The organism is Leisingera sp. F5, from assembly GCF_001593695.1.
This window is the reverse complement of the sequence record NZ_LUKH01000004.1, coordinates 1-18,494: the sequence shown is the minus strand read 5'-3', so window position 1 is coordinate 18,494 and position 18,494 is coordinate 1. Positions and strand designations below refer to the sequence as shown.

The following is an 18,494-nucleotide window of genomic DNA, read 5'->3' as shown; positions in this document are numbered from 1 at the left end:
GGCGCGGCGGGGAGCCGCCGCGCCGCGCAAACGGGTCCCGGTTCAGATCCGGGACAGGCATGAGGACACGCTTTGATGCTGGATGCAGCGAACACCGCCGCCGACACCGCCGATGTGCAGGCAGAGACCCTGCTGGAGGTCAACAATATCGAGGTGATCTACAATCATGTGATCCTTGTTCTGAAAGGCGTCAGCCTGAATGTGCCTAAGGGCGGCATTACTGCGCTGCTGGGCGGCAACGGGGCCGGCAAGACCACCACGCTGAAGGCAATTTCGAACCTGCTGCACTCGGAACGCGGCGAGGTCACCAAAGGATCGATCAAATACCGTGGTGCGCATGTGCATGAGCAGGATCCGGCGGAACTCGTGAAGAAAGGCGTGATCCAGGTGATGGAAGGCCGCCATTGTTTCGAGCATTTGACGGTGGAAGAAAATCTGCTGACCGGCGCTTATACCCGCTCGGACAGCAGCGCAAAGATTCAGGAAGATCTGGAGAGAGTCTATCACTATTTCCCGCGTCTGAAGGAGCGCCGCAAAAGCCAGGCCGGATATACCTCGGGCGGCGAGCAGCAGATGGTGGCAATGGGCCGCGCCCTGATGTCCAAACCGGAAACTATCCTGCTGGATGAGCCTTCGATGGGACTGGCACCGCAGCTGGTGGAGCAAATTTTCGAGATCGTAAAGTCGATCAACGAGCAGGAGGGCGTGACCTTCCTGCTGGCTGAGCAGAACACCAACGTCGCCCTGCGCTATGCCCATTACGGCTACATCCTGGAATCGGGCCGTGTGGTGATGGACGGGCCTGCGGCGGAGCTGCGGGAAAACCCGGATGTGAAGGAATTCTACCTGGGCATGTCGGATGAGGGGCGCAAAAGCTTCCGCGACGTGCGGTCGTACCGCCGCCGCAAGAGGTGGCTGAGCTGATGCGGGGAGATGACGTGATGACCTTTTTTGACACGCTTGAGACCCGCAGCGCAGATGAACGCGCCGCAGATCTTGCCAGGGCTTTGCCAGAGCAGATCGCCCGCGCCAAGTCCGCTTCCGGGTATGCAGAACTGCTGGACGGCGTGGATCCGGCGGCGGTGACCTCGGTCGAGGCACTGGCGGCGCTGCCGGTGCTGCGCAAGTCGGAGCTGAGCCGGGCGCAAGCCGAGAACCCGCCCTTTGGCGGCTTTACCGTGAAGCCTGCGACCGGCTTTGCCCATGTTTTTCAAAGTCCGGGCCCGATCTATGAGCCGGGCGGAGTGGATGGCGACTGGTGGCGGATGGGGCGGTTCCTGAACGCCGCCGGGATCGGCCAGGGCGATGTGGTGCAGAACTGTTTCGGCTACCATCTGACGCCTGCGGGCATGATCTTTGAAAACGGTGCACGGGCGGTGGGGGCCGTGGTTCTTCCAGCCGGCACCGGCCAGACCGAGCTGCAGGTGACGGCTGCGCGCGATGTTGGAGCCACCGCTTATGCCGGCACGCCGGATTACCTGAAGGTGATCCTGGACAAGGCCGATGCGATGGGCGTGGAGCTGGCCTTCACCAAGGCGGCGGTGGGTGGCGGCGCACTGTTTCCTTCCCTGCGTCAGGAGTATGCCGATCGCGGGATTTCCTGCCTGCAATGCTATGCCACCGCTGATTTGGGCAATATCGCCTATGAAAGCCCGGCGATGGAGGGGATGATTGTCGACGAGCATGTGATTGTCGAAATCGTCACACCCGGCACCGGTAACCCGGTGGCGCCGGGTGAGGTGGGCGAAGTCGTGGTGACCACGCTCAATCCGGATTACCCGCTGATCCGTTTTGCCACCGGCGATCTGTCGGCGGTGATGCCGGGCGTTTCATCCTGCGGCCGCACCAATATGCGGATAAAGGGCTGGATGGGCCGGGCCGATCAGACCACCAAGATCAAGGGCATGTTTGTGCGGCCCGAACAGGTGGCGGCGTTGGTCGACAAACATACCGAGATCGTCAAGGCGCGTGTGGTTGCGAGCCGCGATGGCGAGATGGACGCAATGACAGTGCAGATCGAAGCGCTGGGCGGCGACGAGGCGGCTTATGCGCGCTCGGTGATCGAGGTGCTGAAGCTCAAGGGCAAGGTTGAAGTTGTGGCACCGGATGCTTTGCCCAAGGACGGGCTGGTGATCGAAGATCAGCGGACCTACGACTAACCCTCCTGTTAATTGGAAGGGAACGGGCGCCGGATGCCGGCGCCCGTTTGCTATTCGAGGAGCCTCTGCGGCCTGCGCCGCGCTTTCCGGCTGGAATTTCTGACTGGAATGGTCGAAATAGGGCAGTGTAAAACTTCTGCAGGACCCGTAACCCACGCAAATGACTGCTGCCAATGATCTCATAGAGTACGCTCCGCACGGACGGCGACGCGGCGGCAAGACCGGCGGCGGTATCTTTTCTGTGATGGCCTGGGTGGTGGCGTTGTCCTGCCTGCTGCCAATGGTGGCAGTGGCGCTGGCGGCGGCGTTTGGCGGAACCGAGACCATAAGCCACCTGGCTGAGACCGTTCTGTCCGGCTACTCGCTGACCACACTGGCGCTGGTGGCAATGGTGGCGCTTGGCACTTTTGCCATCGGGACCGGGGCGGCCTGGCTGGTGACGATGACGCGTTTTCCCGCTGCGCGGTTTCTGGAAATCGCGCTGGTGCTGCCGCTGGCTTTTCCGGCCTATGTGCTGGCCTATGCCTATACCCATGTTCTGGATCATCCCGGCATCGTGCAGTCGACTTTGCGCGAGGTGACAGGCTGGGGGCCGCGGGACTACTGGTTTCCAGAGATCCGCTCGACCGGAGGGGCGGCGGCGATGCTGGTGCTGGTACTTTACCCCTATGTTTATTTGCTGGCGCGGGCGGCTTTCATGCAGCAAAGCGCCGGGGCATTTCTGGCGGCGCGGGCACTTGGGAAGAGCGCCTGGCAGGGATTCTGGCTGGTCAGCCTGCCGATGGCTCGGCCGGCAATTGCCTCTGGCGTCCTTCTGGCGGTGATGGAGACCATCGCAGACTTCGGCACGGTCTCCTATTTCGGAGTGCAGACCTTTGCCACCGGGATTTACACCAGCTGGTTCTCGCTGGGTGACCGGGGCGGGGCGGCGCAGCTGGCGCTGTGCCTTTTGGGCTTTGCCTTGACGCTTGCAGTGATGGAGCGGGCGACGCGCGGGCGGGCTAAATATCACCATGCGGGCAAGCATCACAACCAGATGCCGCCGGCAGAGCTGGGCGGTATCAAGGCAGCGGCTGCGGTCTTCTTCTGCGCGGTGCCGGTGGTTCTGGGGTTCCTGCTGCCGGTGGCAGTGCTGTTTTCGATGAGCTTTGATTCCGAACAGAACCTGTTCAGCCGCCGCTACATTGATTTCACCGCCAATTCGATCACCCTGGCGGCGGCGGCAGCGGTGCTGACGGTGGCGGCAGCGGTGTGCCTTGGGTTCTACCAGCGGCTGCGGCCCGGGCGGGTGTCCGCTGCTGCGGCCTATTTTGCGCGGCTGGGCTATGCGGTGCCGGGCGGGGTGATTGCGGTGGGGCTTATCGTTCCCTTTGCGGCCTTTGACAATGCGCTGGATGCCTGGATGCGCGAGGCCTTTGGCATTCGCACCGGGCTGCTGGTGACAGGGTCGATCTGGTTGCTGGTCGCGGCTTACGGCGTGCGCTTCATGGCCGCCGCGCTTGGCGCTTATGAGGGCGGGCAGGCGACGATGCATTCCAACATGGATGCGGCGGCGCGGTCGCTGGGGCAGGGGCCCTTGGGGATGCTGCGCCGGGTGCATTTGCCGATCCTGACGCCCAGCCTGCTGACCGCGCTGCTGATTGTTTTTGTCGATGTGATGAAGGAACTGCCGGCGACGCTGATCATGCGGCCTTTCAATTTCGACACGCTGGCGGTGCAGGCGCACCGGCTGGCGGCGGATGAGCGGTTGGAAGGCGCTGCAGTGCCCTCGCTGGTGATCATGGCGGTGGGGCTGCTGCCGGTGATTCTGATCTGCCGCCAGGTGGGGCGGCGGCGCTAGGCGTAAGAGTTTTTGAAAATTCTTGCCAAGAAAATTTGAATTTTCTTAGCCCGGGTGCGGCTTAGGCCGCCCACCAGGCCTCAATCTCATCGCGGGAAATCCGGTTTGCCGGACCCAAGCCCACCAGCACGGTTTCCTCAGCCTCACAGCGTTTGGCCTCGACATGGCGGCCTACCACATGCAGCTCATAGGCGCCTCCGGTAGTCAGCACAAAGCCTTTCATCCGGTAAAGCCCCGCGGGCCGGGCCGCCAGCTTGTCCCCCAATGCGCGGCGGTCCAGCACATCGCTGCTGCGGTGCTGCCAGGTGGCATAGGCGGGATGTGCGGCAACGGCGCCGCCTTTGGGCAGCGGCACCACGTCGAACAGCAGCTCGGCCACGGGCGACCCATTCAGCACGGTGGGAGTGCGGGCGCCGGCCTTCGTCAGCAGGGCGGAGACCGCTTCGGACATGTCATCGCATTTGGTGACGATCACAAGGTCTGCCGCACGGATCTGCTGCTCAGCCTGCGGTGCAACCAGCGGGTCGCTCAGCAAGGTTTCGGCATTTTCCGCATCCACCAGAGTAACGATACCGCCATAGCTCAGCCCGGTTTCATTCAGCACCGAATTGGCAATGGCGACCGGGTCGGAAATGCCGCTGGCCTCGATGACCAGATGATCCGGATGGTTCGGCTGGTTCAAGATGTCGCGCAACGCGAGGGACAGGTCATCGCCCATCGTGCAGCAGGCGCAGCCATTGGTGAGAGCAACCGTGCCGCCAGCGGTGTCCTGGATCAGGGCGTCATCAATGTTGATTGCACCAAAATCATTCACGATCACGGTCAGCTTTAATCCGTGATCTTCGGCCAAAAGGCGGTTGATTAACGTGGTTTTGCCAGCGCCCAGATAGCCGCTGATAATCGTTACCGGCAACCGGTTCATACGCTCTGTTCCTTCAGAGCGTGGAAAGCTCTCGACTGCATGATTCCCCCCGAAATTCAAGATGCGGGAATCTATAGGCCGGTGGCCTGAATGGGTCTAGCAAAAGCTCTGTCAGCTTCAATCTTTCGCCAGGGGCCTGCCAGTGTGTTTTTGGGGAACCAGTAGTTAAAATAAGCGCGGCTCAAGCCGCGCTTATTAGGTGTTGGCTGCCGGCTGGACTTACTTCCAACCAACGTCGTTGAATATCTTCTGTGCTTCGGGAAGGTTCTTGGCAACGTCCGAAAGGCTCACGTCATCCGGTTTGAAGTGGCCAAGCGCTGCGATTGAGGGCGCCAGACCGACACCGGGAACCGCCGGATATTCGTCATTCCCGGCCGAGAAATACGCTTGGGCGGAATCACCGGCGAGATATTCCAGGAAGGTGATGGCGTTTTCCTTGTTCGGCGCATGCACGGCCACGCCGCCGCCAGACAGATTCATATGCGCACCCTCTGTGTTCTGCGAGGGAAACAGCCAGCCGATCTGATCGCGGTTGTCCGAGATACCTTTGACGTTTTTACGGATCGAACGGGCGAAGTAGTAGGTGTTGGCCACCGCGATATCGCATTCGCCTGAGACGATGCCGCGCATCTGGTCGGTGTCGCCGCCCTGTGGGGCGCGGGCCATGTTGGCGACTACGCCCTCAGCCCATTTCTGGGCCTTTGCGGCCCCGTGGTGAGTCACGATCGAGGCCAGAAGGGTCTGGTTGTAAGTGTTCTTGGAAGAGCGGATGCAGACCAGGCCTTTGTAGGCGGGATCTGCCAGATCCAGATAGGTGAGCGGCGGGTTAGCCAGTTCGTCCTTGTCATAGAAGATGATCCGGGAGCGTTGGCTGAAGCCGAACCACTGATTGTCCTCATCCTGCAGATAAGAAGGCACGCGGGATTCCAGCACATCGTTGTCGATACTCTGCAGCACACCGGCATTTTTGGCGCGCGTCAGGCGCGAGGTGTCGACGGTGATCAGGATGTCGGCAGGGGAATTCTCACCTTCGGCGTTCATTCGGGCGATCAGCTCGTCCGCGTTGCCTTCGATGCGGTTGATGGTGATGCCGGTGGCCGCTTCGAAATCCGAATAGAGCTGTTCGTCGGTGTCGTAATGGCGCGACGAATAAATGTTCAGCTCGCCTTCGGCAGCAGCGCAGGTGGCAATGGCAGCGGTCAGGGCGCCGGCCAGTACAGTGGTGGCTTTCAGCATTGGGTGTCCCGTTCTTCTGTGGCTTTTATTCCGACTGAAATAGTCAATTAAAGCAATTGACAGAAGATGCAACGGATTTCCGACTGAAACACTTGGTAAATTCTTCGCTTGGCCGGGTTCCAACTGAGAGCAGCCGGGCATCAGTAGAGGAGAGGGGCAGATGGCGCGGTGCGCTCCCGCCCGTCGCCGGACTTTTGGCAAAGCCCGTTCCGATTGGGCGTGGCTCCGCGCCATGCGCGGTGCCACGCCCAAGGCCGCGAGACTCGCCCGGCTTTGGCCGGGGATCTGCGGGCGCGGGAGCATTTACCTGTGTCTTTTCCGGAAACCGCAGCTGCCAAACGCAAAAAAACCGCATCGGATGATGCGGTTTTTTGCGTGTCGCTGTGTCGGATCTTAGCCCTGGCGCGCTTTGAACTTGCGCTGGGTCTTGTTGATCACGTAAACGCGGCCTTTGCGGCGCACAACCCGGCAATCGCGGTGCCGGTTCTTCAGCGAACGGAGCGAGTTCTTGACCTTCATGGTCTCTCTCCTTGTCTGCGGCGCGAACCAGCGCCTGGGTTAGCGGGTGGCTCGGCCGGAGCCGAAGCCGTGAATGAATGGTGGGCGATACAAGGATCGAACTTGTGACCCCTTCGATGTCAACGAAGTGCTCTACCGCTGAGCTAATCGCCCACTCTGGCCTGCGCGCCGTCCTGCCCCTTAGAAGTGAAAGGAGCGCGGGGTGCCGCGCCGGTGAGGGGGTCTATAAATAGAGTCGCTCAGGGGTGCAAGAGCTTTTGACCGCAGAAATTTCCGCGATATGCTGTTTCTTGCACAAGAAGCACCGGAGCAAGGATGCCTGATACAGCGTTTTCCGTGATTTCACCGCAGAAACTGGCTTCGGCCGTGGTTTTTGCCTCTCCGCACAGCGGCACGGACTATTCCGATTCCTTTCTGGCCCAGTCGATTCTGGGGCGGAAGGAGATCCGCAGCTCGGAGGACGCCTTTGTCGACCGGCTGTTTAAGGCCGCGCCAGAGTTTGGATCGCCGCTGCTGATGGCAGTCAAACCACGTGCCTACCTGGATCTGAACCGGTCTCCGGATGAGCTGGATCCGGCGGTGATCGAAGGAGTGCAGCGGCGCGGGCAGAACCCGCGGGTGGCGTCCGGCCTTGGGGTGATTCCCCGGGTGGTGGCCAATGGCCGTGCTATTTACCGGGGCAAACTGCCAGCGACGGAAGCCGAGCTGCGGATCAGATGCTGCTGGCACCCCTACCACCAGGCGCTGAAAGGACTTCTGGAGCAGGCGCATCAGCATTTCGGCCAAGCAATTCTAGTTGATTGTCATTCGATGCCGCATGAGGCGATCGATACCATGGTTCCGTGCAAGGGCGGCAAGCCAGAGGTGGTACTGGGCGATCGCTTCGGTGCCGCAGCCGATAGCAGCGTTGTGGACCGGATTGAGGCTGCCTTTGCTGCGGCCGGACTGAACGTCGCCCGCAACACGCCGTTTGCCGGGGCCTATATCGCCCAGACCTATGGCCGCCCATCACGGCGCCAGCACGCGGTTCAGATCGAAATAGACCGGGCGTTGTATATGGATGAGGCCAAAATCCGCCCCAACGGGAATTTTGAATTGCTGCAGCAGCTGTTGCGCCAAGTGATTGCCGAGATCGCGGCTATTGGACGTGAAGAACTGCCACTGGCGGCGGAGTAAGAAGAAAACGCCTGCGCGGCTCAGCGCAGCGCGCGGCCTTTCAGAATCGCGCTGTCTCCAAATCGTTTGCGGATGGCATCGGTGGCGCGTTCCGCCTCAGCCCGCTTGCCAGCCTGCGGATCCAGCAGGTCGCCGGTTTCGTCGGCTTGCGATTCGGGCACGAGATCAGAGATGCCGCAGCCCAGCAGCCGGTAGGGCCCTTGATTGCCCGCCTGGTCCAGCAGGTTGCGTGCGGTGCGGTAAATGCGGTCGGCGATCTGGGTGGGACTGTGCAGTGTCACCCGCCGGGTCAATGCGGAATGATTGGCGCGTTTCAGTTTGAGGGTGACAACCCTGCCTGCAAGCTCCCGCGCCTTAGCGCGGTCGGAAACCTGTTCTGCAAGCCGCCACAGATGACCATCCAGAATGTCTATGCTGGCGGTGTCTTCAAAAAACGTGGTTTCCTTGGAAATCGATTTGACCGGAGCGTTTGCAGAGACCCGGCGGCGGTCCTGACCGCGGGCCAGATGCCAGAGCCGGTCCCCCATGGAGCCGAAGCGGCTGTGCAGGGCCTCGCGGTCCCAGCGCAAAAGGTCCGAGAAGGTGCGGATGCCGGCTTTCTCAAGGCTGGCTTGGGCGGCGGGGCCGATGCCCCAGATCAGCCGCACTGGTTTTTCGCGCAGGAAATCACCGGTCTCTGCCTTGCCGATCACCGAAAACCCGCGCGGCTTGTCGAGGTCGGAGGCAACCTTGGCCAGAAACTTGTTGTGGCTGAGGCCGATGGAGCCGGTGACGCCCAGTTCGTTTTTCATCCGTTTGACCAGCCTGGCTAGCATCACGGCGGGCGGCGCACCGTGCAGTTTTTCGGTGCCGCTGAGATCCATGAAGGCTTCATCCAGCGACAGCGGCTCCACCTCCGGAGTGAGCTCGTTCATCATCTTGCGGATTTCGCGGCTGACCTCGACGTAGACGCTCATCCGCGGTTTGATGAACACCGCATCAGGGCAAAGTTTCAAGGCTTGAAACGTCGGCATGGCCGAGCGCACTCCGCGGATGCGGGCGACGTAGCAGGCGGTAGAGACCACACCGCGTTTGCCGCCCCCGATAATCACCGGCTTGGCGGCCAATTCTGGATTGTCGCGCTTTTCGACGCTGGCATAGAAAGCATCGCAGTCCATATGGGCGATGGTGAGGGAAAACAGCTCTGCATGCGCCTTGATCCGCGGGCTGCCGCAATGCGGGCAGCGCCGGGCGGGGGCGATCTGGCTCAGGCAGTCTCGGCACAGGGCATGCATGGCGGGCAAGGATTCTGCTGGATCAAGGGACGGGCTAGTATAGCTTGCGGCGGAGGCCTTGTCTTTAACGCGGCCCGTGTCCAAGTGACAGATCATGGCACGAGCAGACGAAGATTTTTCAGGCGCAAAGCTGGCTCTTTTTCTGGGGCAGGATTTGCTGGTGATCCAGCGGGATGACAAGCCGGATATCCCATACCCCGGGTTTTGGGACCTGCCGGGCGGCGGACGCGAAGGCGGCGAAAGTCCCGAAGCCTGCGCGCTGCGGGAGACCGAGGAAGAAGCCGGGCTGGTTCTGCAGCCTGATGTGCTGGTCTGGGCCCGCTCCTACCAACGCCCGCGCGGGCGAGTCTGGTTCTTTGCGGGACATCTGCCCGCGGCGGCCGTCAGGCAGGTCAGGCTGGGGGACGAGGGGCAGCGCTGGAGATTAATGACACCGGAAACCTATTGCGCGCACCCTTTGGCGGTACCGCATTTTGCCGAGCGGCTGCGGGAGTATCTTGTTGTCCGGGCCGCCTGAACCGGGGGGCTGAAAGAAAGATCCCCCGCTAATTAGCGGGGGGAGGTGACGGGTCTCAGGAAGAAAAGCCCGTCTGGGGAGTGTCTCAAGTCCTAGAATCGCTCAGTCGGCGGTAGTTCGCAAAGTCCGCGGTAGCGGTCAGAGCTTGCGGAGTTGCGTGGTGTGCTTTTGAAGGCACAGGGTAATTTGGCGCAGATTCTGCCGCTATTGGCGGATTTCTCAGTGAAAAGAAACGCTTGACGTCGCGTCACTATACTTTCGAACTGTAGCCACGGCTGTTGTCTTGTGCTTGGCGCAAAAGATTTATTCCTGCCTAATTTTTGGGCAATAAGGCGCCTGAACTATTGGCAGCGCAGGCAGTCTGTGGCTGTTCGGTGTTAATCCTGCACGCCGGCCAGCTCAGCCAGGATAGACTCAGCCGCGGTGCGGGGGCTGTCTGCCTTCCAGATTGGGCGGCCGACAACGATATGGTCAGCACCGTCAGCAATAGCGCTTGCAGGTGTCGCGACCCGTTTTTGGTCGCCGAGGTCGGCACCGGCGGGGCGGACGCCGGGGGTGACGATCAGCTTGCCTTCGGCTTCGGGCAGGGCACGGATCAGTGCCGCTTCCTGCGGGCTGGCGATGACCCCGTCGGCGCCGGCGGCAAAGGCATTGCCTGCGCGTTCCAGTACCAGTTCCTGCACCGCACCCTTTTTGATCAGCGCGCCGTCCAAATCCTGGCGGTCCAGCGAGGTCAGGATGGTGACGGCGAGGATCTTGAGGTCTTTGCCGGCAGCGCCTTCCTTGGCAGCTTGCACCACGTAAGGGTCACCATGAACGGTGAGGAAGTCGAGGTCGAACTGGGCCAGACCGCGCACTGCATTTTCCACGGTGGCGCCGATGTCGAACAGTTTCATGTCGAGGAAGATGCGCTTGCCGTGTTCCTGCTTCAGTTCATTGGCCAGCGCCAGCCCGCCGCCGGTCAGCATGCCGAGGCCGATTTTATAGAAGGAGACCGCATCGCCCAGCTGTTCGGCCAGCTTCAGCCCGGCCAGCGCGTCGGGGACATCCATGGCAACAATCAGGCGGTCATCGGCGCGCGGGGTTTGGGTCATGGGGCGGTCCTTACTTTTGGCGGATTTGGCGTGAAACTGGCGTTTCATACGCAAGGGGCGGCCATTCGGCAAGATGCGGACGCGGCGGCCGGGTGCTCCCGCAACTGAAGCTGCCCCCGCGCGGGGACAGATTACAGTTTTGGGCCCGGCGCCGCGCAGGCGCGGCGCGGTTGCGCCTGGGGCGCCAGAGGGAATTGACGCAGGTCAGTGAATTGCTCATCTTTTCGGTGTTTAATGATCTTGAAGCGGCTGGATTGCTTCCCACATTGAACTTTGAGGCCCGGACCGGGGCGTGCCGCAGAGCGGGCGCTGCCAAACATCGGGCGCTTGATAGAGGAGAGCAAGATGGACTTGAACAAGTTCACGGAGCGTGCACGCGGATTCGTGCAGGCAGCGCAGACGATTGCGATGCGCGAGGGGCACCAGCGGCTGGTGCCGGAGCATATTCTGAAAGCATTGATGGACGATGATCAGGGGCTGGCGAGCAACCTGATCTCCCGCGCGGGCGGCGCACCGGCGCGCGTGGTTGAGGCTGTCGAGGCTGCTGTTGCCAAGCAGGCGAAGGTGAGCGGCGATGCGGCGCAGATCTATTTGGACGGCCAGACTGCCAAGGTGCTGGACGAGGCTGCCAAGATTGCCGAGAAGGCAGGCGACAGCTTTGTGCCGGTTGAGCGTCTGCTGATGGCGCTGTGCATGGTGAAGTCCAAGGCGAAGGACGCCTTGGAGGCTGGTGCCGTGTCCGCGCAGAAACTGAATGAGGCGATCAACGATATCCGTAAGGGACGCACAGCTGACTCGGCCACGGCTGAGGAAGGCTATGATGCGCTGAAGAAATACGCCCGCGATCTGACCGAGGCGGCGCGCGAGGGCAAGATCGACCCGATCATTGGCCGCGACGAAGAAATTCGCCGCTCGATGCAGGTGCTGTCGCGCCGGACCAAGAACAATCCGGTGCTGATCGGTGAGCCAGGTGTGGGTAAGACCGCGATTGCCGAGGGCATGGCGCTGCGCATTGTGAATGGCGATGTGCCGGAGTCTTTGCGTGACAAGAAGCTGCTGTCGCTGGACATGGGCGCGCTGATTGCCGGTGCGAAGTACCGCGGCGAGTTTGAAGAACGCCTGAAGGCGGTTTTGACCGAGGTCACTGAGGCTGCAGGCGAAATCATTCTGTTCATCGACGAGATGCACACACTGGTCGGCGCCGGTAAATCCGACGGCGCGATGGATGCCGCCAACCTGATCAAGCCGGCCTTGGCGCGCGGCGAGCTGCACTGCGTCGGTGCGACCACGCTGGATGAATACCGCAAGTATGTTGAGAAGGACGCAGCGCTGGCCCGCCGGTTCCAGCCGGTGATGGTGACCGAGCCAACGGTGGAAGACACTGTTTCGATCCTGCGCGGCATCAAGGAGAAGTATGAGCTGCACCACGGGGTGCGGATTGCCGATGCGGCGCTGGTCTCGGCGGCGACGCTGTCGAACCGCTATATCACCGACCGCTTCCTGCCGGATAAGGCCATCGACCTGATGGACGAGGCCGCCAGCCGCCTGCGCATGCAGGTGGATTCCAAGCCCGAGGAATTGGATGCGCTGGACCGGCAGATCCTGCAGATGCAGATCGAGGAAGAGGCGCTGAAGCTTGAGGACGACGCGGCTTCCATGGACCGGCTAACGACGCTGCAAAAGGAACTGTCGGACCTGCAGGAGCAGTCTGCCGAGATGACCGCTCAGTGGCAGTCGGAACGGGACAAGCTGGCAGGGGCTCGCGACCTGAAAGAGCAGCTGGACCGTGCCCGCGCCGACCTGGACATAGCCAAGCGGGAGGGCAATCTCGCCAAGGCGGGAGAGTTGTCTTATGGCGTCATTCCGGGGCTGGAAAAGCAGCTATCCGATGCCGAGAGCCGCGAAGAAAAGGGCCTGATGGTCGAAGAGGCCGTGCGGCCGGAGCAGATCGCCGGGGTGGTCGAGCGCTGGACCGGCATTCCGACCTCCAAAATGCTGGAGGGCGAGCGGGAGAAGCTGCTGCGCATGGAAGATGATCTGCACCGCCGGGTGATCGGCCAGAACGCTGCAGTGACCGCAGTGGCCAATGCTGTACGCCGGGCACGTGCAGGCCTGAACGATGAGAACCGGCCGCTGGGGTCGTTCCTGTTCCTTGGGCCGACCGGCGTGGGTAAGACCGAACTGACCAAGGCGGTTGCCGGCTTCCTGTTCGACGACGAGCACGCGATGGTCCGCGTCGACATGTCGGAGTTCATGGAGAAGCACTCGGTCGCCCGTCTGATCGGCGCGCCTCCGGGCTATGTCGGCTATGATGAGGGAGGGGTGCTGACTGAGGCCGTGCGCCGCCGCCCCTATCAGGTGGTGCTGTTCGATGAGGTCGAAAAGGCGCATCCGGATGTGTTCAACGTGCTCTTGCAGGTGCTGGATGACGGTGTGCTGACCGATGGCCAGGGCCGCACCGTGGATTTTAAACAGACGCTGATCATCCTGACCTCGAACCTGGGCGCTCAGGCGCTGAGCCAACTGCCTGAGGGCGCGGATGCCTCAGACGCACGGCGTGATGTGATGGATGCGGTCCGGGCGCATTTTCGGCCCGAGTTCCTGAACCGCCTGGATGAGACCATCATCTTTGACCGTCTGGCCCGGGCTGACATGGACGGTATCGTCGAGATCCAGCTGGCGCGGCTGCTGAAGCGGCTGGCAGGCCGCAAGGTCGCGTTGGAGTTGGACGAGGTGGCCAAGACCTGGCTGGCGGATGAGGGCTATGACCCGGTGTTCGGCGCCCGGCCCCTGAAGCGGGTGATACAGCGCGCGTTGCAGAACCCGTTGGCAGAAGCCCTGCTGGGAGGTGAGATCAAGGACGGCGATACCGTCCCGGTTTCTGCCGGCAGTGACGGGCTGGTCATCGGCGACCGGCTGGGGACGTCAGACCGGCCCAGACCCGACGATGCGGTGGTGCATTAAGGAGAAGTAACAAAGAAGGCCCGCCAGCGATGGCGGGCCTTTGTCATGAATGGGGAGCCTTACAGTTCCAGTCGGCGTGCGCCCGTTCGGGCGCGTTCACCCGCCAGGATCCGGCAAAAGTCCTCACCTTCCAGTACCAGTCGGCTGATTGAAGACGGGTTGCGGCGCATGCCCAAAAGGTATTCAGACGTGCCGGACTTGCGGAGCCTTACGGTATGGAAACGCATCTCTGTGGATGCCGTCGCAGCAATTGCCGGCGAAAACCAGGCGGCCGCGGCGGCCGCGGCTGTGCAGCTAAGGGCAGTGCGGCGCGAAATGCCTTCGGAGCAGCTTGCCATCAGATCACCAGCCTTTTGTAGTAACGCACCTTGGGCGGCGCGGTCATGAAGGCGGCCAGGCGGGCGAGGACACCGTTTTCGGAAATGGCCTGGATGTACGCGGCGTGGTGCTGTTTGGAGAGCCATTCCTCAACAATCAGCAGGCCGCGTATTTTCGGTGCGTCGCCAGCGCAGTGGCGCAAGCAACGTAAGCTGGATCAGGCCAAGGGGTTGCTGGAAAGCACCAGAGAGGCAGTCACCGGCATCGGGCTGGCTGTCGGCTATGACAGCACGTCCCATTTTATCAGCGAATTTAAGAAGCAGTTCGGAATGACACCGGGGCAGTTCCGGGCAGCTATTGACGCAGCAGGCCCGTAGTCCCAGAGAGGCAGCTTCACTGTGCTATCGCGTCCTTGGCCACCCGCCGCTCATATTTGCGGCGCAGGACTTTCAGGCGGGGTTCCCAATTGTAACGTCCGTCCTCGGTTGTGGCGGACCAGAACAGCTTGCCGCCGTAGCGCCAGGGGTCGAGAACGATACCTTCATAGATGCCATCACCCTTGGCGGCGATCACCGCGGTGCTGTGGTCGATGCGGAAATCGTTCTTCGGCTCGGCTATGGCGCGCAGCATCGTGAGCGTCTGAAAGTTCTCCTGGCTAAGCCGCGCCTGCATGTCCTCGGCATAATGCACGCAAAGGCCGCGGTCTTTGACCCCGGTGTTCACCATCGTGTTGTGCAGGATCGGCGAGGTGGTGACATTATACTGCTCGGCCAGCCTGGCGGAGTGGCTGTAGGCGATCTCGGCCGCGCGGCGGGCCTCAGCCGGGTCCACTTTCGGATCCAGGGTTTGCAGCGCCAGCGAGAGTTCTTGGACATCATTCTTGGTCGCCGCAGGGCCGGTAGCGCAGCCAGCCAGCGTGGCGGCTGCCAGCATCATCAGGTAAGCAAAAAGGGATTTCATCATGGTCTGCCCGTGCCGGAATTTCAGTTTCCGGCCAGCATAGTGAAAACGCGCAAGCAGTGCAGCGGGGAATTTTGCAGCCAGGGGATACTCCAGAGCTTACTCCTCGATCGCCTCCTGCACGATACCGTCCAGCAGATCGTGGATCACCTGCATCTCGCCCTCGGGGAAGGCGCGGAAGCCGATGGTGACGTTTTCTGCGCCAGGAGGCTGAGCGACGAATATGTCATAAGGGCAGAAGGTGATGTTCATGGGATTGGCCTCCATCACCTGGCGAGACAGTTTGGCGGAGCAGAAAGAAAAGACCTGCGCATGTTCAAACAGCACAATATCCGAGCCGACATCGGCGCGGGTGCGTTCCAGCATGTCGCCCACATGGCTGATGTGGTCGATCCGCAATCCCCGGTTAGTGACGGCGCTCTCAAGCCCGAAGGTTACGTCATCAAAGGACAGGGGAGTGGTGTAGCTCACCATGTCCTGCGCCGCAGCCGCACCGGTGCTGAGGGCAAGGGCGGCTGCAATTACGTATATCTTCATCGGGTATCTCCCTGGTGACTGCTGACCCGCGTCCGCTGCCCTGCAGGGCCGTGCGCTGACATATTACATTTCTTGCATGAGTTGGAGGCAGCCGCCACCGGAAAGTTTCCGCTTAGCCGGTTCAGGCACCGCGCCGCTGAAAGCCCCATTTTGTTAACGCTGAATGAAGAAGACGGTGCAACGTTACAGTTCTCTCGCGCAGTCGTTACAGGATATGTTTTGGGTTTTGCGCACGGGACCGTTACCTGAAAGGGAGCAGCAAACTCAGGAGACGCAGATGGCGGGCCGTTGGACCAATGATTTGACCCTTGCAGATGCAACCCCGGAGGCTGCGTTCTGGAACCGCCGCCAGATCATGGCGGGGCTGGCAGGCAGCGGGCTGGCCGCGGCGCTCGGCGGTCAGGCGCATGCGGAAGAGGCGTTGGAGCCCAATACTTGGGAGGAAGTGACCAACTACTGCAACTTTTATGAGTTTGGCACCGGCAAAGGCGACCCGTCCAAATACGCGGACCGGATGACCACCAAGCCCTGGAGTGTCAAGGTTGACGGCCTGGTGGATAAGCCGGGCGACTACTCGTTTGAACAGATTCTGGGAGAAATGACACTGGAGGAGCGTATCTACCGGTTCCGCTGTGTCGAGGCCTGGTCCATGGTGGTGCCCTGGCAGGGGTTCGAGCTGGCGGACCTGCTGAACATGGCCGGTGTGCAGGATGGCGCCAAATATGTTGCATTCGAGACGCTGTACCGGCCGTCTGAAATGCCAGGCACTGCCTATAAGGTGCTGGACTGGCCCTATCGCGAAGGCCTGCGCCTGGATGAGGCGATAAACCCGCTGACGATGATGGCAACAGGTATCTTCGGTAAACCGCTGCCCAACCAGAACGGCGCACCGCTGCGGCTGGTGGTTCCATGGAAGTACGGCTTCAAGTCGATCAAGTCCGTCGTGCGCATCACGCTGACGGATAAGGAGCCGCCGACCAGCTGGAATATGGCCAATAGCCGGGAATACGGCTTCTATAGTAATGTGAACCCCGATGTCTCGCATCCGCGTTGGAGCCAGGCCAGTGAGCGCCGCATTGGCGGCGGGCTGTTTGCCAAGCGTCAGCCGACGCTGATGTTCAATGGCTACGGGAAAGAGGTGGCCGCCCTGTATGACGGGATGGACCTTGCCCAGCACTTCTGACCGGAGCCGCCTGATGGACACGGTAAACCAGCTTTTCCGCCGCTTTCCAGTCTGGGCAGTTTATCTGCTCGGAACGCTGCCTGCGTTCTGGCTCTTTTACCTCGGCCTCACCGGCGGCCTGGGGGTAGAGCCGATCAAGGCGCTGGAGCATGAATATGGCGAACTGGCGCTGCAGCTGATGGTTCTGACGCTTTCTATTTCCCCGATGCGCAGGCTGCTGGGATTGAACCTGATGAAGTTCCGCCGGTCGATCGGCCTGCTGTGCTTCTTCTATGTGTCTTGCCATCTGCTGGTCTGGCTGGTGCTGGACGTGCAGATCCTTGGCCAGATCCTCGCGGATATTGCCAAGCGTCCTTACATCACCATTGGTATGGGGGGCTTTGTCCTGATGCTGCCGCTGGCTTTGACCTCCAACAATTTCTCTGTCCGGCGGCTGGGGCGTGCCTGGCCGCGGCTGCACAGGCTGACCTATGCGGCAGGCCTTCTAGGTGCGCTGCACTACGTGATGCTTGTGAAGGGCTTCCAAATTGAACCGCTGTTCTATCTTGGCGCGGTGGTTGTCCTGCTGGCCCTTCGATTGCCTGCCGCTCAATTCCGGAAGCGGCAGTCTGCACCCAGGGCGTCAGGCAGGGCCTGAATCGGATCCGCGTCACTGGCGTATGAATAGCAAGGCGGCCTGATTGGCCGTCTTTTTTCTTTTGGTCTGTTGTGGTGGCTGTTTTGCGGCTGCCGCTGAGTGTTTTTGGCGGGTGAGACTTGGGCGGGGCGGTGCTGATTGGCTTTTTTTGGCCGGGTTGGTGTGATTCCGGGCGGGGTGACTCGTTTTTGTGGGGTGATTTGCTGTGCTTCCGGTTTGTGAGTCTGTGGATAAGCGCGGTTGTTCTGTGGGTAAGTTGTGCTGCGGGGCGGATTGGGTGTTCTGCGGTGTTTGCGGCTGCGGCATCCGGGTCAGTGCTGCTGACTTTTTTGGTGCGTAAGCCATTGATTTTGTTTGGTTTGCATCTTTTCTTTGCGGAAAGCCCGGTTTTTGCTGTTTTTTGGCTTGCGGGTTGTTGGGAGTAACCTTAGAACCCCCTTCACCGGCAGCGACGAGATGCTGCTGAGACACACCGGACGGGACGGCGGGAACGCAGGACGGGACGGGAAACGCGGCGGAGAGACGCTGGGACGCCTGGAGAGACAGGGACGGGCCGGAGAGGCGGCCGGACGCTCAGGAGAGACTGGGTCATTTGGGCGATCTGACAGGCGGGCGCGCTGGGAACTACTGGCGCATCGGTCTTGTTTTTGGCCTCTGGGTGGTGCTCTTTGACATTGATGGATAACTGAAGAGATATGTGGGCGGTTTGGTTCGTTTCGATGGATCAACGTCTGTATATCAGCATCTTTAGGCGGTAACGCCGATGATAAGATGTCAGCTTCACTGTTTGAACGGCTCGCGGTTTTCTGATGAAAACTGTGTGCATCAAACAGATGACTTTCAATACGTGTTCAATCCTTAGCCGGGTGGACATAGGGATCAGCCCCCAAAGCGGTCCTGAGTATTGAAGATGTGCAGAGGTTCGAACGTCAAGGATACGCTGGTGACAGCGTTTCAACTTGAGAGTTTGATCCTGGCTCAGAACGAACGCTGGCGGCAGGCCTAACACATGCAAGTCGAGCGCTCTCTTCGGAGGGAGCGGCGGACGGGTTAGTAACGCGTGGGAACGTGCCCTTCTCTAAGGAATAGCCACTGGAAACGGTGAGTAATACCTTATACGCCCTTCGGGGGAAAGATTTATCGGAGAAGGATCGGCCC

Annotated in this window: 17 protein-coding genes, 1 tRNA gene and 1 rRNA gene; 10 read left to right on the top strand and 9 right to left on the bottom strand. The window is 61.0% G+C overall.

The genetic code is table 11. The features are described 5' to 3' along the window. Positions 1-75: 75 nt before the first annotated feature. The 3 genes from A2I95_RS03460 to A2I95_RS03450 all read left to right on the top strand — a co-directional run bounded on the left by A2I95_RS03460 (position 76) and on the right by A2I95_RS03450 (position 3,999). Positions 76-924: an ABC transporter ATP-binding protein gene (locus tag A2I95_RS03460; protein WP_291727884.1), complete on the top strand. Its 849-nt coding sequence runs from the start codon at positions 76-78 to the stop codon at positions 922-924. Positions 925-941: 17 nt separating this feature from the next. Further along, positions 942-2,159, top strand: a complete 1,218-nt coding sequence (locus A2I95_RS03455) for a phenylacetate--CoA ligase family protein (RefSeq protein WP_291727882.1) — start codon at positions 942-944, stop codon at positions 2,157-2,159. A gap of 160 nt (positions 2,160-2,319) precedes the next feature. Continuing rightward, complete coding sequence (locus tag A2I95_RS03450) at positions 2,320-3,999, top strand: iron ABC transporter permease (RefSeq protein ID WP_291727880.1); 1,680 nt, start codon at positions 2,320-2,322, stop codon at positions 3,997-3,999. Between the two features lie 61 nt (positions 4,000-4,060). Here the strand turns inward: A2I95_RS03450 and A2I95_RS03445 are convergent, their stop codons facing one another. The 4 genes from A2I95_RS03445 to A2I95_RS03430 form a co-directional block, all read right to left on the bottom strand. Continuing rightward, positions 4,061-4,921 (bottom strand): GTP-binding protein, encoded by an 861-nt coding sequence (locus tag A2I95_RS03445; RefSeq protein WP_291727878.1) that lies wholly within the window; start codon positions 4,919-4,921, stop codon positions 4,061-4,063. 219 nt (positions 4,922-5,140) lie between these two features. Next, positions 5,141-6,157, bottom strand: a complete 1,017-nt coding sequence (locus tag A2I95_RS03440; RefSeq protein ID WP_291727876.1) for an extracellular solute-binding protein — start codon at positions 6,155-6,157, stop codon at positions 5,141-5,143. Between the two features lie 393 nt (positions 6,158-6,550). Continuing rightward, positions 6,551-6,676 (bottom strand): type B 50S ribosomal protein L36, encoded by a 126-nt coding sequence (gene ykgO, locus A2I95_RS03435; RefSeq protein ID WP_005648635.1) that lies wholly within the window; start codon positions 6,674-6,676, stop codon positions 6,551-6,553. 78 nt (positions 6,677-6,754) lie between these two features. After that, positions 6,755-6,829: transfer RNA gene (locus A2I95_RS03430), tRNA-Val, on the bottom strand. A 162-nt stretch (positions 6,830-6,991) separates the two neighbouring features. Between A2I95_RS03430 and A2I95_RS03425 the strand changes: the two genes are divergently transcribed. Further along, positions 6,992-7,852 (top strand): N-formylglutamate amidohydrolase, encoded by an 861-nt coding sequence (locus tag A2I95_RS03425; protein ID WP_291727832.1) that lies wholly within the window; start codon positions 6,992-6,994, stop codon positions 7,850-7,852. 20 nt (positions 7,853-7,872) lie between these two features. Here A2I95_RS03425 and A2I95_RS03420 read toward each other — a convergent pair whose 3' ends face one another. Beyond that, positions 7,873-9,126 carry a DNA polymerase IV gene (locus A2I95_RS03420; protein ID WP_291728191.1) on the bottom strand — a complete coding sequence of 418 codons (1,254 nt, stop codon included), beginning with the start codon at positions 9,124-9,126 and terminating at the stop codon, positions 7,873-7,875. A 94-nt stretch (positions 9,127-9,220) separates the two neighbouring features. Here A2I95_RS03420 and A2I95_RS03415 point away from each other — a divergent pair, with 94 nt between their 5' ends. Then, positions 9,221-9,643 carry an NUDIX hydrolase gene (locus tag A2I95_RS03415; RefSeq protein ID WP_291727830.1) on the top strand — a complete coding sequence of 141 codons (423 nt, stop codon included), beginning with the start codon at positions 9,221-9,223 and terminating at the stop codon, positions 9,641-9,643. Positions 9,644-10,020: 377 nt separating this feature from the next. Here A2I95_RS03415 and pyrF read toward each other — a convergent pair whose 3' ends face one another. Continuing rightward, a complete protein-coding gene (pyrF, locus tag A2I95_RS03410; protein ID WP_291727829.1) occupies positions 10,021-10,737 on the bottom strand; it encodes an orotidine-5'-phosphate decarboxylase in 717 nt (238 codons plus the stop codon). A 345-nt stretch (positions 10,738-11,082) separates the two neighbouring features. Here pyrF and clpB point away from each other — a divergent pair, with 345 nt between their 5' ends. Further along, positions 11,083-13,701 carry an ATP-dependent chaperone ClpB gene (clpB, locus tag A2I95_RS03405; protein ID WP_291727827.1) on the top strand — a complete coding sequence of 873 codons (2,619 nt, stop codon included), beginning with the start codon at positions 11,083-11,085 and terminating at the stop codon, positions 13,699-13,701. 337 nt (positions 13,702-14,038) lie between these two features. Here the strand turns inward: clpB and A2I95_RS03400 are convergent, their stop codons facing one another. Then, complete coding sequence (locus A2I95_RS03400) at positions 14,039-14,221, bottom strand: hypothetical protein (protein WP_291727825.1); 183 nt, start codon at positions 14,219-14,221, stop codon at positions 14,039-14,041. Between A2I95_RS03400 and A2I95_RS42505 the strand changes: the two genes are divergently transcribed. Continuing rightward, positions 14,133-14,396 carry a helix-turn-helix transcriptional regulator gene (locus tag A2I95_RS42505; RefSeq protein WP_367150772.1) on the top strand — a complete coding sequence of 88 codons (264 nt, stop codon included), beginning with the start codon at positions 14,133-14,135 and terminating at the stop codon, positions 14,394-14,396. The genes A2I95_RS03400 and A2I95_RS42505 overlap by 89 nt on opposite strands. Before the next feature lie 16 nt (positions 14,397-14,412). Here A2I95_RS42505 and A2I95_RS03395 read toward each other — a convergent pair whose 3' ends face one another. Beyond that, positions 14,413-14,979, bottom strand: a complete 567-nt coding sequence (locus A2I95_RS03395) for a hypothetical protein (RefSeq protein WP_291728189.1) — start codon at positions 14,977-14,979, stop codon at positions 14,413-14,415. A gap of 99 nt (positions 14,980-15,078) precedes the next feature. Further along, positions 15,079-15,516, bottom strand: coding sequence for a DUF302 domain-containing protein (locus A2I95_RS03390; protein ID WP_291727823.1), 438 nt, complete (start codon positions 15,514-15,516; stop codon positions 15,079-15,081). 277 nt (positions 15,517-15,793) lie between these two features. On the opposite strand from A2I95_RS03390, the gene msrP reads away from it, so the two are divergent. The 3 genes from msrP to A2I95_RS03375 all read left to right on the top strand — a co-directional run. Next, positions 15,794-16,699 carry a protein-methionine-sulfoxide reductase catalytic subunit MsrP gene (gene msrP / locus A2I95_RS03385; protein ID WP_291727821.1) on the top strand — a complete coding sequence of 302 codons (906 nt, stop codon included), beginning with the start codon at positions 15,794-15,796 and terminating at the stop codon, positions 16,697-16,699. A gap of 13 nt (positions 16,700-16,712) precedes the next feature. After that, on the top strand, positions 16,713-17,336 hold the full coding sequence (gene msrQ, locus A2I95_RS03380) for a protein-methionine-sulfoxide reductase heme-binding subunit MsrQ (protein WP_291727819.1): 624 nt from the start codon (positions 16,713-16,715) through the stop codon (positions 17,334-17,336). A 955-nt stretch (positions 17,337-18,291) separates the two neighbouring features. After that, positions 18,292-18,494 (top strand): 16S ribosomal RNA (locus A2I95_RS03375); the annotation flags it as partial.

Bases quoted from the DNA above. Each gene is read 5' to 3' on its own strand.
- msrQ (WP_291727819.1), top strand. From the start codon at position 16,713: ATGGACACGGTAAACCAGCTTTTCCGCCGCTTTCCAGTCTGGGCAGTT.
- A2I95_RS03460 (WP_291727884.1), top strand. From the start codon at position 76: ATGCTGGATGCAGCGAACACCGCCGCCGACACCGCCGATGTGCAGGCA.
- A2I95_RS03415 (WP_291727830.1), top strand. From the start codon at position 9,221: ATGGCACGAGCAGACGAAGATTTTTCAGGCGCAAAGCTGGCTCTTTTT.
- msrP (WP_291727821.1), top strand. From the start codon at position 15,794: ATGGCGGGCCGTTGGACCAATGATTTGACCCTTGCAGATGCAACCCCG.
- A2I95_RS03390 (WP_291727823.1), bottom strand. From the start codon at position 15,516: ATGAAGATATACGTAATTGCAGCCGCCCTTGCCCTCAGCACCGGTGCG.
- A2I95_RS03425 (WP_291727832.1), top strand. From the start codon at position 6,992: ATGCCTGATACAGCGTTTTCCGTGATTTCACCGCAGAAACTGGCTTCG.
- A2I95_RS03440 (WP_291727876.1), bottom strand. From the start codon at position 6,157: ATGCTGAAAGCCACCACTGTACTGGCCGGCGCCCTGACCGCTGCCATT.
- A2I95_RS03395 (WP_291728189.1), bottom strand. From the start codon at position 14,979: ATGAAATCCCTTTTTGCTTACCTGATGATGCTGGCAGCCGCCACGCTG.
- A2I95_RS03420 (WP_291728191.1), bottom strand. From the start codon at position 9,126: ATGCATGCCCTGTGCCGAGACTGCCTGAGCCAGATCGCCCCCGCCCGG.
- A2I95_RS03455 (WP_291727882.1), top strand. From the start codon at position 942: ATGACCTTTTTTGACACGCTTGAGACCCGCAGCGCAGATGAACGCGCC.
- A2I95_RS42505 (WP_367150772.1), top strand. From the start codon at position 14,133: ATGTACGCGGCGTGGTGCTGTTTGGAGAGCCATTCCTCAACAATCAGC.
- A2I95_RS03445 (WP_291727878.1), bottom strand. From the start codon at position 4,921: ATGAACCGGTTGCCGGTAACGATTATCAGCGGCTATCTGGGCGCTGGC.
- A2I95_RS03450 (WP_291727880.1), top strand. From the start codon at position 2,320: ATGACTGCTGCCAATGATCTCATAGAGTACGCTCCGCACGGACGGCGA.
- clpB (WP_291727827.1), top strand. From the start codon at position 11,083: ATGGACTTGAACAAGTTCACGGAGCGTGCACGCGGATTCGTGCAGGCA.
- pyrF (WP_291727829.1), bottom strand. From the start codon at position 10,737: ATGACCCAAACCCCGCGCGCCGATGACCGCCTGATTGTTGCCATGGAT.
- ykgO (WP_005648635.1), bottom strand. From the start codon at position 6,676: ATGAAGGTCAAGAACTCGCTCCGTTCGCTGAAGAACCGGCACCGCGAT.